At 57.9% G+C, this 14,057-nt stretch carries 18 protein-coding genes; 14 read left to right on the top strand and 4 right to left on the bottom strand.

Annotated features, from left to right (window positions below; translation table 11 throughout):
• Positions 1 to 58 precede the first annotated feature (58 nt).
• The 14 genes from folK to recO all read left to right on the top strand — a co-directional run bounded on the left by folK (position 59) and on the right by recO (position 10,277).
• On the top strand, positions 59 to 682 hold the full coding sequence (folK, locus tag AC53L6_RS00220; protein ID WP_496906379.1) for a 2-amino-4-hydroxy-6-hydroxymethyldihydropteridine diphosphokinase: 624 nt from the start codon (positions 59 to 61) through the stop codon (positions 680 to 682).
• 73 nt (positions 683 to 755) lie between these two features.
• Positions 756 to 1,109, top strand: coding sequence for a DNA-directed RNA polymerase subunit omega (gene rpoZ, locus AC53L6_RS00215; RefSeq protein WP_039682236.1), 354 nt, complete (start codon positions 756 to 758; stop codon positions 1,107 to 1,109).
• Between the two features lie 21 nt (positions 1,110 to 1,130).
• On the top strand, positions 1,131 to 3,272 hold the full coding sequence (locus AC53L6_RS00210) for a RelA/SpoT family protein (RefSeq protein WP_299208223.1): 2,142 nt from the start codon (positions 1,131 to 1,133) through the stop codon (positions 3,270 to 3,272).
• A gap of 24 nt (positions 3,273 to 3,296) precedes the next feature.
• The gene (locus tag AC53L6_RS00205; protein ID WP_299208225.1) at positions 3,297 to 3,956 is read left to right on the top strand and encodes a DUF2062 domain-containing protein; all 660 of its coding nucleotides are present in this window, start codon (positions 3,297 to 3,299) and stop codon (positions 3,954 to 3,956) included.
• A gap of 91 nt (positions 3,957 to 4,047) precedes the next feature.
• The gene (locus AC53L6_RS00200) at positions 4,048 to 4,809 is read left to right on the top strand and encodes a pyridoxine 5'-phosphate synthase (protein WP_496906378.1); all 762 of its coding nucleotides are present in this window, start codon (positions 4,048 to 4,050) and stop codon (positions 4,807 to 4,809) included.
• Positions 4,806 to 5,258: a hypothetical protein gene (locus tag AC53L6_RS00195; RefSeq protein ID WP_299750056.1), complete on the top strand. Its 453-nt coding sequence runs from the start codon at positions 4,806 to 4,808 to the stop codon at positions 5,256 to 5,258. The genes AC53L6_RS00200 and AC53L6_RS00195 overlap by 4 nt, the downstream gene beginning before the upstream one ends.
• Positions 5,259 to 5,291: 33 nt before the next feature.
• A complete protein-coding gene (locus tag AC53L6_RS00190; protein WP_299208231.1) occupies positions 5,292 to 5,606 on the top strand; it encodes a Dabb family protein in 315 nt (104 codons plus the stop codon).
• Between the two features lie 57 nt (positions 5,607 to 5,663).
• The gene (locus AC53L6_RS00185) at positions 5,664 to 6,284 is read left to right on the top strand and encodes a LysE family translocator (RefSeq protein ID WP_496906377.1); all 621 of its coding nucleotides are present in this window, start codon (positions 5,664 to 5,666) and stop codon (positions 6,282 to 6,284) included.
• Positions 6,281 to 6,697 carry a holo-ACP synthase gene (acpS, locus tag AC53L6_RS00180; protein WP_299208235.1) on the top strand — a complete coding sequence of 139 codons (417 nt, stop codon included), beginning with the start codon at positions 6,281 to 6,283 and terminating at the stop codon, positions 6,695 to 6,697. Before AC53L6_RS00185 ends, acpS begins: the two co-directional genes overlap by 4 nt.
• 56 nt (positions 6,698 to 6,753) lie before the next feature.
• Positions 6,754 to 7,572 carry a signal peptidase I gene (gene lepB, locus AC53L6_RS00175; protein ID WP_299208237.1) on the top strand — a complete coding sequence of 273 codons (819 nt, stop codon included), beginning with the start codon at positions 6,754 to 6,756 and terminating at the stop codon, positions 7,570 to 7,572.
• Entirely contained in the window at positions 7,569 to 8,255 is a 687-nt protein-coding gene (gene rnc, locus AC53L6_RS00170; protein ID WP_496906376.1) for a ribonuclease III, read from the top strand. The genes lepB and rnc overlap by 4 nt, the downstream gene beginning before the upstream one ends.
• Positions 8,252 to 9,160 (top strand): GTPase Era, encoded by a 909-nt coding sequence (era, locus tag AC53L6_RS00165; protein ID WP_299599739.1) that lies wholly within the window; start codon positions 8,252 to 8,254, stop codon positions 9,158 to 9,160. The genes rnc and era overlap by 4 nt, the downstream gene beginning before the upstream one ends.
• A 57-nt stretch (positions 9,161 to 9,217) precedes the next feature.
• Positions 9,218 to 9,550 carry a DUF1491 family protein gene (locus tag AC53L6_RS00160; RefSeq protein WP_299208244.1) on the top strand — a complete coding sequence of 111 codons (333 nt, stop codon included), beginning with the start codon at positions 9,218 to 9,220 and terminating at the stop codon, positions 9,548 to 9,550.
• Position 9,551: 1 nt separating this feature from the next.
• On the top strand, positions 9,552 to 10,277 hold the full coding sequence (recO, locus tag AC53L6_RS00155; RefSeq protein ID WP_496906375.1) for a DNA repair protein RecO: 726 nt from the start codon (positions 9,552 to 9,554) through the stop codon (positions 10,275 to 10,277).
• Here the strand turns inward: recO and AC53L6_RS00150 are convergent.
• The 4 genes from AC53L6_RS00150 to AC53L6_RS00135 form a co-directional block, all read right to left on the bottom strand.
• Complete coding sequence (locus AC53L6_RS00150; RefSeq protein WP_496906374.1) at positions 10,261 to 10,653, bottom strand: META domain-containing protein; 393 nt, start codon at positions 10,651 to 10,653, stop codon at positions 10,261 to 10,263. The genes recO and AC53L6_RS00150 overlap by 17 nt on opposite strands.
• Positions 10,650 to 11,174: a TetR/AcrR family transcriptional regulator gene (locus AC53L6_RS00145; protein ID WP_496906373.1), complete on the bottom strand. Its 525-nt coding sequence runs from the start codon at positions 11,172 to 11,174 to the stop codon at positions 10,650 to 10,652. The genes AC53L6_RS00150 and AC53L6_RS00145 overlap by 4 nt, the downstream gene beginning before the upstream one ends.
• Positions 11,175 to 11,305: 131 nt before the next feature.
• Positions 11,306 to 11,896: a LysE family translocator gene (locus AC53L6_RS00140; protein WP_496906372.1), complete on the bottom strand. Its 591-nt coding sequence runs from the start codon at positions 11,894 to 11,896 to the stop codon at positions 11,306 to 11,308.
• Positions 11,897 to 11,985: 89 nt separating this feature from the next.
• Complete coding sequence (locus tag AC53L6_RS00135; RefSeq protein WP_496906371.1) at positions 11,986 to 13,674, bottom strand: acyl-CoA dehydrogenase family protein; 1,689 nt, start codon at positions 13,672 to 13,674, stop codon at positions 11,986 to 11,988.
• Positions 13,675 to 14,057 lie beyond the last annotated feature (383 nt).

The raw sequence follows: 14,057 nt of genomic DNA, 5'->3' as shown, positions 1-14,057 counted from the left end.
GCCTGTGATTTCCGTGAGTGAGTGCGTAAAAACGCGAAAGACGGTGATTGAAAAATAGGTGATTTTTAATATGTCGCAAGTCACTGATGATACCCAAATAGGCAAAACTACGCCATGTAACGGTTCAAAATTGCTAGTTGCCCTTGGGTCAAACATGCATTCTGGCGTCGGAACACCCATCGAAACGCTTCACCACGCCATTGATTCGATCGAAGAGATGGGAGCAGTGATTCGGGGTCGTAGTCGCTTTTTTCGAACTCCAGCAGTCCCCGTCGACAGTGGTCCCGACTTTGTGAACGCGGCGCTTTTAGTTGAGGCACATTGGTCATCTTCCGAAGCAATTGCCCGTTTGCATGAGGTCGAAGCGCGTCTTGGACGCCGTCGAAAGGCCCGATGGGAGCAGCGTATCATAGATTTGGATTTGCTAGCACATGACGACATGATCCGACCGAGTGTTCGGGTCTTGCGCACCTGGATGGAACTACCATTGGAAAAACAGAAGGAAATGGCCCCAGGTCAATTGCTGTTGCCGCACCCCCGCATGCACGAACGCGCATTCGTTCTTGTTCCCTTGTCGGATGTCGCGCCTGATTGGGTGCACCCAATTACACGGAAGTCAGTTACGGAGATGCGGGATGCGCTTCCGAGCGCAGATATTGAAGCGATCGTGCCCATCGAATAGGCGCTTGTCATTCTGTGCAATCGGCCCTAAATAACAGCCTTCTATCTAAACTCGCCTGATCTGGAGCACACCCATGGCCCGCGTGACCGTTGAAGACTGCGTTGACAAGGTTCCGAACCGTTTCGAGCTGGTGATGCTGGCCGCGCATCGCGCCCGCGAGATTTCGTCCGGCGCGCCCATTACAGTGGACCGCGACAATGACAAGAACCCCGTCGTGTCCCTGCGCGAGATCGCTGAAGAGACCCAAAGTTCAGAAGAACTGCGTGAGCGTCTGATCGAATCGAACCAGAGCCAGATCGAAGTGGACGAGGCAGAAGAAGACGCAATGGCGCTTCTTATGGGTGCCGAGCAGGACAAGCCGGAAGAAGACAGCATGTCCGAAGAGATGCTTCTGCGTCAGCTGATGGCCGCGCAAGGCCAGGGCTGATCCCAGTCGGGTGCGGACCGGATGATCTCTGACGACGATCTGATCGCGCTGGTCCGCAACTATAATCCAAAGACAAACGAGGACCTGATCCGCCGGGCTTATGCCTTTGGCGGACAGATGCACGATGGGCAGTTTCGCCATTCGGGCGAGCCGTACTTCACGCACCCCGTTGCCGTTGCTGCTATCCTGACCGAGCAGCAGCTGGACGATGCCACCATCGTTACCGCCCTTCTGCACGACACGATCGAGGACACCAAGGCAAGCTATGCCATGGTGTCTGAACAGTTCGGAGACGAGGTTGCCAAGCTGGTGGACGGCGTCACCAAGCTGACCAACCTGCAGCTCTCGAGTGTTGAGACCAAGCAGGCCGAAAACTTCCGCAAGCTGTTCATGGCCATGTCAAAGGACATGCGCGTGATCCTGGTCAAACTGAGCGACCGCTTGCACAACATGCGCACCATCAAGTCCATGCGCCCGGACAAACAGGTTCAGAAGGCCCGCGAAACCATGGATATCTTTGCCCCTCTGTCGGGCCGCATGGGGATGCAATGGATGCGGGAAGAGCTGGAAGATCTTGCGTTCAAAGTTCTAAATCCGGACGCCAGATCATCTATCATTCGCCGCTTTATAACGATGCAGCGCGAAACTGGCGACGTCATTCAGCGCATTACCGGCGATATGCGGTTTGAATTGGAAAAGGTGCACATTGAGGCCGAAGTATTTGGCCGCGCCAAGAAACCGTATTCCATCTGGCGCAAGATGCAGGAAAAGGATCAGTCCTTTTCCCGTCTGTCCGACATTTATGGCTTCCGTGTCATCACTGGATCCGAAGAAGATTGCTATCGCGCGCTTGGGGCCATTCATCAGCGGTGGCGCGCAGTGCCAGGCCGGTTCAAGGACTATATCAGCCAACCCAAGACCAACGGGTATCGGTCTATCCACACCACTGTGTCGGGCCGTGATGGCAAGCGGGTCGAAGTGCAGATCCGCACCCGGCAGATGCACGATGTGGCGGAAACCGGCGTGGCTGCGCACTGGTCCTATCGCGATGGCGTGCGGTCACAGAACCCGTTTGCCGTGGATCCGGCCAAGTGGATTTCTCAACTGACCGAGCAGTTCGACAGCGAAGAAGACCACGAAGATTTCCTCGAGGCCGTGAAGCTAGAGATGTATTCGGACCAGGTGTTCTGCTTTACCCCCAAGGGTGAGGTGGTGAAATTGCCGAAAGGCGCCACACCCATCGATTTTGCCTATGCGATCCACACAAGGATCGGGAACGCCTGTGTCGGGGCCAAGGTGGACGGGATGCGTGTGCCTTTGTGGACGCGGGTCAAGAATGGCCAGTCGGTCGACATCATCACCGCCGAGGGCCAGACACCGCAGGCCACATGGCTTGAGATTGCCACGACCGGCAAGGCCAAGACAGCCATCCGTCGTTCTCTGCGCGAGGCGGATCGCGACCGTTTCATTACATTGGGGCGCGAATTGGCTCGGTCCGCCTTCGCCCATGTGCGCAAGAAGGCCACGGACAAGGCATTGGATGCCGCCGCCAAACGATTGCGCTTGAAGGATGCGGACGAAGTACTGGCGCGTCTGGGGTCAGCCGAGTTGACCGGCCGCGAAGTGGTGCAGGCCATCTATCCTGATTTGACACCTAAGTCTGGCAAACAGGTCGACGCGCGCCGCGCGGTCATTGGGCTTTTGCCGGGACAGTCATTCCAGCGCGCAACGTGCTGCGAACCGTTGCCAGGCGAGCGCATTGTCGGGATCACCTTTCGGGGTGAAGGCGTGGTTGTACACGCCATAGATTGCGCGCGCCTTGTCGAATACGAAAATCAACCCGACCGATGGCTGGACCTGCATTGGCACGACGGCAGCCATCCGGCTGTGTACGGCGTGACGCTTGATCTGACCATTGGCAATGACGCCGGTGTCCTGGGACGCATTTGCACATTGATCGGCGAGAGTAGGGCCAATATTTCAAATCTCGAATTCGTGGATCGTAAACCTGACTTCTTTAGATTGATGGTCTACGTAGAGCTTCGGGACGCCCAGCATCTGCATACGTTGATGGGGGCGCTTCAAGCAGAGAGTGATGTGGCTGCCATCGACCGCTTCCGTCGCCCCGAGCCATCAGCCGGGCAAACGATGATCGCGGGATAAGGCGCAACGAAGGGCGACAAGATATTGGTGTTCAAGCGCCGCGACCCCAAACCGTTTCTGCGCGCAGTGCTGGAATTTCTCTGGCCGCGCGGCGGGTGGAGTCGTGCGTTTCTGTATGTCAAACACCGCGTCCGTCGACTGCCTGACCGACCAGAAAAGATCGCGCGTGGTATCTGGGCGGGCGTGTTCACGACATTCACTCCATTCTACGGTTTACATTTCTTTGTCGCTGCCATCATTGCGACGGCCATGCGCGGGAATATTGTTGCGTCGCTGATGGCGACCTTCTTTGGCAACCCGCTGACCTATGTTCCGATTGGTGTGGTGTCATTGCAAACGGGTCACTGGCTGCTTGGGGCCGAAATGAAGGAAGAAACGGAACGATCCTTTGGTGGCAAGTTCGTCGATGCGGGGTCCGACCTGTGGCTGAACCTGAAGCATGTGCTGATGGGAGAGCCACGCGATTGGACCAAGCTGAGCATCTTTTATGACGAGATTTTCTTTCCCTATCTTATTGGTGGAATCATCCCCGGCATCATCGCGGCGACTGTCTGCTATTACCTCTCGGTGCCCGTCATTCGCGCCTACCAGAAGCGGCGCAAGGGTGCGATCAAGGCCAAGTTCGAAGCATTGAAGGCCAAAGCCGCGAACAAGGCAGCCGCTGCCAAGCCAAAAACTGACTAGGCGCTTGGTACAATTTTGCGGCTTTGTCCGTATTTCCAGACATTTGCATCCGCACTAGGTTGGACGTGAAGACATTGGAAGGACGATGCCGATGACAGCCCCTTTGGGAAAACTCCGCCTTGGTGTGAATATCGATCACGTCGCCACGGTGCGAAATGCACGTGGCGGCGATACGCCGGACCCGCTGCGCGCGGCAAAGTTGGCAGAGATGGCTGGGGCCGATGGCATTACGGCTCATCTGCGTGAAGATCGCAGACATATTTCCGATGCTGACATCGAAGGGCTGATGGACGTGTTGTCAGTGCCGTTGAACTTCGAGATGGCCGCGACAACAGAAATGCAATCCATCGCTTTGCGTCACAAACCCCACGCGGTGTGCATCGTTCCTGAGAAACGCGAGGAACGGACAACCGAAGGGGGGCTGGAGGTCGCACGGGAAGAAAACCGGCTGGCCCATTTCATCGCTCCGCTGCGCGAGGCCGGCTGCCGGGTGTCCATCTTCATCGCAGCCGACAAGCGCCAGATCGAAGCGGCCCACCGCATTGGTGCGCAGGTGATCGAGCTGCACTCGGGTGCCTATTGTGACGCACATCACGAGGGGCGCATGGAAGATCGCGACCGTGAATTGGAGGCGATGCGCGAGATGTCGAGTTTTGCGCATTCGCTGGGCCTTGAGGTGCATGTGGGCCATGGTTTGACCTATGAAACTGTGTCTCCGGTTGCTGCCTTTCCCGAAGTGATGGAGCTGAATATCGGGCATTTCCTGATTGGTGAGGCCATTTTCCTAGGGTTGGATCCGGCTATCCGAGAAATGCGCCACCTCATGGATAAGGCGCGGGAGGCTGTCGCATGATGCGTTTGGTGGCATCGATTCTTGCGTTGACCTTGGCCGTCTACGCCGGGCCGACAACGGCACAACAGAGTGCTTGGCCCGATCTGGATCGGCTGCTGTTCTCGACATTGACGGCGTCGGGCACGGCAGAGGCCTCTTTCTGGCTGCCGGATCAGGCGAATCCGGCCACGGCCACACGGGCCTTGGGCATCGTGTATGAATACATCCCCGGTTCGGCCGGTAACACGTCGATCGCGGTCGGCGTGTATCAGCGAACGACCGCTGGTTGGGGGTTTGTCGGTTCCGTTGAGGGCTTGTTTGGCCAATCGCCACGCGACGCTGCGTTTGGTCCAAGCCACGTGGACCTCACGACAATCATGCTGGGGCCGAATGAACCGCGCTGCTGCCCAACATTGCCGGTGCGCTGGCGGGTCAGTCTTGCATCTCGGACGGCACAGCGGTTGAATTGACCGAAATCCGGTCGAACAAGAGGGGACCCGTTGATGATCCGCCACTGTGTGTTTCTGCGTTTGTCACCCAAGGCTGATACGGCCGAACTGGACAAGATTATGTTGGATCTTGAGGACCTCGTGCGGCGATTGGATGGCTGCTCCGATTTCCGGGCGGGTCCGAATCGCGACTACGAAGGCAAGACACCCGATTACCCTTATGGCTTCACACTTGATGCGGAGAATGCAAAGGCGTTGGCAGCATATGCCGTTGACCCCGAGCATCAGGATTTGGGTGCGCGGCTTGTCGCGCTTTGTGAGGGCGGTGCAGCTGGCATCATTGTCTATGACATCGAGGCACCTGCATGATCTTGTCCGGCCTGTGTCGTAGAAGCGTGCAACAGGTCGCCAATCTGGGAGTGTTCGATGGGATCTGAATTCGCCGCTATCTGGATTGCATGGCTGCTTGCGGGCGGATCGCCGGGCCCCGCCACCATGGGGATTGCAGGCACCGCCATGTCTGCCGGGCGCGCCTCTGCACTTGCCTTTGCTCTGGGAATCCTTGCCGGGTCGGCGAGTTGGGGTATTGCCGCAGCAGTGGGTCTGTCGGCCATCATGCTGGCCCATGTCTGGGTTTTTGAAATCGTCCGCTATGCGGGCGTGGCATACTTGGCGTGGCTGGCGTTCAAAGCTTTGAAAAGTGCCTGGCACGGCGGGGACACCCCTGTGGGTACGCCGTTTTCCGGCTCGGCGCGCAATCTGTTTCTGAAGGGGGCGGCCATTCACATCACCAATCCCAAGGCGATCCTGAGCTGGGGATCAATCTATGCCATTGCCTTGCCTGCTGACGCAAAGCCAGCTGCCATTTTCCAATGCTTTGCTTACCTTTACGCGGGCTCGATCCTGATTTTCATCGGTTATGCCTTGCTGTTTTCGAACGCGCGGATTGTGGCCGCTTATCGCAAGGCGCGTCGCTGGTTCGAGCTGGCCTTTGCAGGCTTTTTCGGGTTTGCGAGTTACAAGATTTTGACGGCACGTTTGCAATGATCCTTGGTGTTGGCACCGATCTCGCGAATATTGACCGGATCGCGGGTACGTTGGAGCGGTTCGGGGACCGGTTTCGCAACCGGGTGTTTACCGATATTGAACAGGCCAAGGCCGAACGAAGGGCCGATACGCCTGGTACCTATGCCAAACGTTGGGCGGCGAAAGAGGCGTGCTCAAAGGCTCTGGGCACCGGCCTGCGCATGGGTATTTCGTGGAAAGACATGGCGGTGACTAACCTTAGAACCGGTCAACCTGTCATGCATGTCACGGGCTGGGCTGCCGAACGACTGGCCGAGATGACCCCGTCCGGGCACGAGGCGATCATCCATGTCACCCTGACCGACGATCATCCGTGGGCGCAGGCATTTGTGGTGATCGAAGCCCGCCCGATACAATCTGATCCTGCGCCTTGACACCTTCGGGCCGCGCCCGCATGTAGCCCTGAACCTACCCCCCGAAGGAGCGCGCAATGGCCGCCAAGGAAAAGTCCCAGAACGGCGTGATCGAAACGATCAAGACCATTGTTTATGCGCTGTTGATTGCCGGGGTGTTCCGCACGCTTTTCTTCCAGCCGTTCTGGATTCCGTCCGGTTCGATGAAAGAGACGTTGCTGATTGGCGATTTCCTGTTCGTGAACAAGATGGCCTATGGCTATTCCTATGCGTCCTGCCCGTCGATTCCGGCTATTGGTCTGGATGCGCAGAAGCTGTGCGGGTTCATGGGTGATGATCGCGTCTGGGCCGGTGAGCCCGAGCGCGGTGACGTTGTCGTTTTTCGCCATCCCGTTTCAGGGGCTGACTTTATCAAACGTGTTGTGGGTCTGCCCGGCGACACTTTGCAAGTCCGGAATGGTCAGATCATTCTGAACGGCGAGCCCGTGCCGCAGGAACCGGCTGGCACGTTCACTGAGGTGTTTGATCGTCAGGGGCCGCAGGGTTTGTTGCCGCGTTGTGAAAGCGGCGCCGTGGGGCAGGGCGCGGATTGCACGAAGTCCCGGTTCCTCGAAACCTTCCCCAACGGTGAGCAGCACGTCGTGCTGAACGTTGGCGTGCAGCAGTCGGACAACACGCCAGTCTACCGCGTCCCGGAAGGCAACTACTTCTTTATGGGGGATAACCGCGACAACTCCTCGGACAGCCGGTTGGCGCAGGTCGCGGGTGGCGTCGGTTATGTTCCGTTCGAAAATCTGATTGGTCGCGCGGATCGCGTTATGTTCTCGTCCGCTGGTCGGTCGATGTTGTTTTTCTGGACGTGGCGTAGTGATCGCTACTTCAAGGGGATCGAGTGAAGCTGGGGGTAGATCTGACGGCCTTTGAGGGCCGGATCGGGCACCGCTTTGTCGCGCCTGATTTACTGGTGGAGGCGGTGACACATGCGTCTATGTCTTCGCCCACCCGGTCGGACAATCAGCGTTTGGAGTTTCTGGGGGACCGAGTCTTGGGCCTGGTGATGGCGCAGGCGTTGCTTGAGGCCGACCCAGGGGCCGCGGAAGGGACGCTGGCCCCGCGTTTCAATGCTTTGGTGCGGAAGGAAACCTGTGCCGACGTGGCGCGTGATGTCGATCTGGGGGCCGTGCTGCGATTGGGCCGGTCCGAGATGTTGTCCGGCGGCAGACGCAAGCAGGCGCTTTTGGGAGATGCCATCGAGGCGGTGATTGCGGCTGTTTATCTGGACTCGGGATTTGATGCCGCCAAGGCGCTGATCCTGCGGTTGTGGGGCGATCGGGTGGCTCGCGTCGATGCGGATGCCCGTGATGCCAAGACCGCCTTGCAGGAATGGGCACAGGCCCGCGGTTTGACCCCACCGCAATATGTTGAGACCGGTCGTTCCGGGCCGGACCATCAACCAATTTTCACCATCGCCGCCCGTCTGTCGACGGGGGCCGAGGCCACAGCCACCGCCGGGTCGAAGCGCGAAGCGCAGCAGGCAGCGGCGCAGGCGTTGCTGCAACAACTGGAGGGGCAGGCATGACCACCCGCGCGGGCTTTGTCGCCCTGATCGGAGAACCCAATGCGGGCAAGTCCACCCTGCTAAACACAATGGTGGGCGCGAAGGTCAGCATTGTCACTCACAAGGTTCAAACCACCCGTGCCCGCATTCGCGGTGTTGCAATGGAAGGCGATAGTCAGATCGTCTTTGTCGATACGCCGGGCCTGTTTCAGCCGCGCCGCCGTTTGGATCGTGCGATGGTGGCGGCCGCCTGGGGTGGGGCTGCGGATGCTGATGTAGTGGTGCTGATGGTCGAGGCGCACCGCGGTGTCACTGCTGGGGTCGAGCGCATTCTGGAAGGAATGGCCGAGATCGGACAGGGCCGGACTGTGGCACTTGCCATCAACAAGATTGATCGTGTCGAGGCACCTGTGCTGCTGGGTCTGACCAAGGATCTGAATGAGCGGTTTGATTTTGCGGAAACCTTCATGATCTCGGCAGAGAAGGGCCATGGCGTTGATGCGCTGCGTCAGTGGTTGGCCAAACAAGTGCCGGAGGGGCCGTGGCTGTACCCGGAGGATCAGATTGCCGATCTGCCCATGCGCATGATCGCGGCCGAGATGACCCGTGAGAAGCTGACCCTGCGCTTGCATCAGGAGCTGCCGTATCAACTGACCGTTGAGACCGAAGCCTGGGAAGAGCGCAAGGATGGCTCGGCCAAGGTGGACCAGATCATCTATGTCAGCCGGGACGGTCACAAGGGCATTGTGCTGGGGCATCGCGGCGAGACGATCAAGGCGGTGAGCAAGGCTGCGCGGGAGGAACTGACCGAGTTCCTGGGCCGTAAGGTGCATTTGTTCCTGCAGGTCAAAGTGCGCGAGAAATGGTTGGATGAAGCGGAACGCTACGACCAGATGGGCTTGGATTTCAAAGATGGCAATGCCTGAGACATATGCCACCCGACCCTTCGGGGAGGATTTTTTTGAAACAGGGAAGGGGCGAACGTGGCGCCCAAGCTGACATCGCGGTTCTGGGTGGATGCCTATCTGGCGCGGTTGCGCTTTGCTGACATTCCCGGTTTTGTTGTTGCCCACGGAGATGATACGGGCGGGGCGGTGCTGGTGAAGCTGAACACGTTGGATGGTCAGGCAGTGCTGTACCAGCGATCCTTTGACCTGATGTCTGACACGCGCGTCTGGGCGGAGCTGTCCTCTGGTGCCGAGGGTGATGTGGATGCGGCGGTTGCCCGGCAGCGCGGGTTTGATCCGGACCTTTGGGTGATCGAGGTGGAAGACCGCGCGGGGCGGCATATGCTGGATCAGGAGGGGCTGGCCTGAGATGGAGTGGCGCGGCACGGGCATATTGCTAAGCGTGCGCCGCCACGGGGAAACCAGTTCGATCATTGACGTTTTCACCGAAGATCGTGGTCGCCATGCCGGTGTGGTCCGCGGCGGAACGAGCCGTAAGATTGCCCCAATCTTGCAACCCGGTGCGCAGTTGGATGTGGCGTGGCGCGCGCGTCTGGAAGAGCACATCGGGACATTCGCAGTCGAGCCGGTGCGCAGCCGTGCGGCCCTGGTCATGGGCAATCGGTTGGCCTTGGCCGGGTTGAACGCGGTTACAGGCCTATTGGCCTTTTGCTTGCCAGAGCGCGAGGCACACGGCCCGTTGTATCGCCGAACCGAGGCGCTGCTTGATCTGTTGGGGCAGGATGATGTTTGGCCGCTTGGATACTTGCAATGGGAGTTGGCTCTTTTGCAGGAGATGGGCTTTGGCCTTGATCTCAGCGCCTGTGCGGTGACCGGGGCTACCGGAGGTCTCGCCTATGTCTCGCCCAAATCTGGGCGGGCAGTGTCGAAGGAGGGTGCGGGCGAGTGGGCAGATCGGTTATTGCCACTTCCTGCTGTGCTGCGTCGTGAAGGTGACGCGCCGAATGCAGAGATTGCGCAAGGGCTGGAGACCACGGGATACTTCCTGGCTAATCATCTGGCTCCTGATCTAGGGTCAAAACCTTTGCCAGAGGCGCGCGCTCGCTTTGTCGACGCGTTCAATCGCGTGTTGTGAATATCAGCTCTTCGCCATCGTCATTGCGCAGAAACAGGCTTCCTTCGCGCACCTCGGATTGGGTCATCCTTGAGAGCGCCTCGAGGTAAGCTGTTTCAGCTTCCAGCTCGGGGCAGGCAATGCGCGTAGCCGCAATGGGCTTGAGTTCGAACCATGGATACGGAACCGTGTTGGTTGTTGTGAACTGGTTGCACGGCGCATGACCAGAGACCGGGCCACCCGTCTCAAACTCAAGCGTCGCGCGTGCCGGAAATGCGGTACCGTTCAGGGTTTGCAATTCCCACAGGCGATCCGCAGCGCCATAGCGCGCAACGGTTTCATCAGCTTGGCATGCCGGGATGGACGCCAAAAGCGTCAGCGCGGCCGCTCGAATCATTTCAGGGCCATCACCAGGTCAACAAGGGCTGCGAAGGCCACCAAGGCGTCGCCATCATCCGAATGCATTTGCTTCAGACCAACGAGAGACCCGTAGGCCGCCTTGGAAAACTCTTCGTTCGTGACACCGATGTCGGACATCAAATCCGTGAGACGTGCCAGACGTGTCTTGTCGACCTCAGACAGTGCCTTTGCGACCGCTTTGTCCTGCTGTGCCCAAGCACGAAGCGCTGGACCTGCGGTGTCTTCCTGAACACTTTGTCCGAAGCGGATCATCTTGTCGGTGGCAGTGCCGTTCTGGGCGCTGTCTTCCTTTAAGGTGTCCAGAGCACGGGATTTCCATTCGGCAAGCAATGCCTTCTGAAAAGCCGGTACATCCTTGAAATGCCAGTAGAATGAACCCTTTGACGTCTTCAGGTGGCGTGAAAGTGGTTCTGCCCGCAGGGCCAATGGCCCTTGGGCTGTGAGCTGTTCCAGCCCGGCGTCAATCCAGGCAGCGGGGGAGAGGGGAGCTTTAGCCATGGCCTTGCGATACGTCCGGGTATGCGGGGGTGCAAGCGAAAGACGCTTCAACTTGCGGTATGAGCGTTTTGCCGCACACGCCACGAAAGAATTTGCCTATCTTGCGAGCAAGGAGATGCGAACTATGTGCGTCAAATCTCGGCCATTAAAGCTAGTGCGACCACCAGCAGCATGGAGGCGGCCATTATATAGTTAATCCATCGTTGCTGATGTGCAGCCAGATCAAGTTGCTTGAGCCGGACCCCGAAACCAACCCAAATGATGTGAATTGGCACCCAGATCGCGTTGACGATCACCAGTTTCCAAACTGCTTCGACCAGAATGGCATCGGGTATCAGGGAAAAACCCGAGAAAAGAGCCGTGTTGACGGCATATGCCTTGGGATTGATCGGCTGCAGCAAGACCCCATTGAGAACACCTGGCTCGGTGGTGACAGGCGCAAAGGCAAGCTTTGATCCGGCGAAGGCGATCCGCATTGCAAGGTAGAGCAGGTAGAGTGTTGAAACCCCAAAGAGCAGGGTCCGTACAAGAGGATTTGCCAGTATCAGAGCGGCAAGGCCGGTAACGACCGCAAGAATGACCAGATTGTTGCCGATAAAAAGGCCCAGCACATATCGCATGCCGGATTTGAGGCCATAGGCGGCTCCGACTCCTGCTGCCGACAAGACGCCTGGGCCGGGCGTTATGATCAGAAAAAAGACAGCAGCGGCAAATGTAAGCATGCCGCCACCTTGAAGGTTCTGTGTGGATCGTCAATCAACGAGCGGCAGCCGACAAAGCTTACGGTTCGTTTTCCGGGTCAGAAAATGGCTTACCCCAGAAGCCTACGCGCGATGACCTGAGCCTGAATCTCCGCGGCACCTTCAAAGATGTTCAGGATGCGTGCGTCGCAAAGAACGCGGGAAATCTTGTATTCCAGTGCAAAGCCGTTGCCGCCATGGATTTGCAGACCATTGTCGGCCGCCGCCCATGCTACACGCGCACCCAGCAGTTTTGCCATGCCCGCCTCGACGTCGCAGCGTCGCCCTTCGTCCTTTTCGAACGCAGAGAAGTAGGTCAGTTGTCGAGCGACCATGATTTCGACGGCCATCATCGCGAGTTTGTTGGCGACACGCGGGAAGTTGATGAGGGCCTTGCCGAACTGTTTGCGGTCTTGGGCGTACTGCATCGAGATATCCAGCGCTGATTGCGCTACGCCGATGGCGCGGGCTGCTGTCTGGATGCGGGCAGATTCGAAGGTTTCCATTAGCTGCTTGAAGCCTTTGCCTTCTTCCCCGCCCAGCAGGTTCTCGCCCTTCACATGGAAGTTGTCGAAGCCCAGTTCGTATTCCTTCATGCCCCGGTAGCCGAGCACTTCGATCTCGCCGCCGGTCATGCCGTCGGTTGGGAAGGGGTTTTCATCTGTGCCGGGTGTCTTTTCAGCCAAGAACATCGACAGCCCCTTGTAGTCCGTGGTGTTCGGATTCGTGCGGGCCAGAAGCGTCATCACTTGCGTGCGTGTAGCATGGGTGATCCAGGTCTTGTTGCCCGTGATCTTGTAGTCGCCGTTGTCGTTTTTGACCGCGCGGGTGCGCAAACTGCCAAGGTCGGACCCGGTGTTGGGTTCCGTGAACACAGCCGTGGGCAGCGTTTCGGCACTGGCAAGTTGTGGCAGCCACTTCTGTTTCTGTTCCTCCGTGCCGCCTGCGATGATCAATTCGGCCGCGATTTCGGAGCGGGTGCCGAGCGAGCCGACACCGATATAGCCGCGGCTCAGTTCTTCTGAGACGACGCACATGGATGCTTTCGACAAACCGAAACCACCATACTCTTCGGGGATGGTCAGGCCGAAGACGCCCATTTCGGCCAGCTCTTCGATAACCTCCATTGGGATCAGCTCGTCCTTGAGGTGCCAATCGTGGGCAAAGGGTTCGACCTTTTCCACGGCATAGCGCCGAAATTGCTCTCGAATCATTTCAAGTTCTTCATCGAGGCCAGAGGCACCAACTGTGATCTCAGCGCTGCGTTCCTGCATCAATTCAACAAGACGAACGCGCGCCGCTTGAGTATTGCCGCGTTGGGTGAGCGTTTGAATGGCGGGTTCCATCATCCCGCGCATGTCGTCTTGGGACAAACCAAGGTCTTGCAAGCGCAGAACCTCGCCCTGGTTCATTTGAATGCCGCCGTAAATCTGCCACAGGTATTCGCCAAAGGCGATTTGGTGGATCAGTGCCTCGACTTCGCCGAATTTGGACTGGACGCTGATTGCTTCCGCCCATTTCTGCATCTGTCGGAGCGCTTCGCAGTATGTTGCGAGCCATGCGAGACCATGGGCGGCAGTCTGATGCTTTTCGACAAGGGCGCCAGACACCCGCCCATCAACACTGAGTTGGTCGCGCAGGCGTGTCCGCGCGAGCTCCGTTATCTCTTCAACCGGTTTTAGCGCAGCGCTGGTCAGCGCGAGCAAATCATCGAGCAAAACTGACGTCATCACTCCAATATCCTGTCCGTCATGTGCCATCGCATAGCTCCTCATTTTCCGCGTCGTCACCGCTTAACTAGTTTGCAGGTGCAGCGCAACAAATATTCATTTTGATGCGGCTATTTGTTCAAATATTGCGTGGCACTATACTGCAGTGCAGCAACGAGCCTGGAGAGATACAACCGAGACCGACGCGATGGTTGGTAAGAATCACTACCATTGATGGTGATACCGCCAAAGTACCATCTCCTTGATCAATGTCGGTAAGTCGAATCACATGGATTTTCGCTTTGTGACTCTGGGGCCGGTTTAGAGTTTTGCGCATCCCAAAAAAATTCGGACCGACTGCCGATGGGCAAGCCGGTCCGAATCGAGTGCTGAAAATGTATTATTAAATGGCTTGATGAAATACCGTCGTACTA

The sequence above is a fragment of the Tateyamaria sp. LSS28 genome, assembly GCF_059611725.1.
Note: the sequence above shows the minus strand (reverse complement) of the source record. Positions and strands in the feature narration are given on the sequence as shown.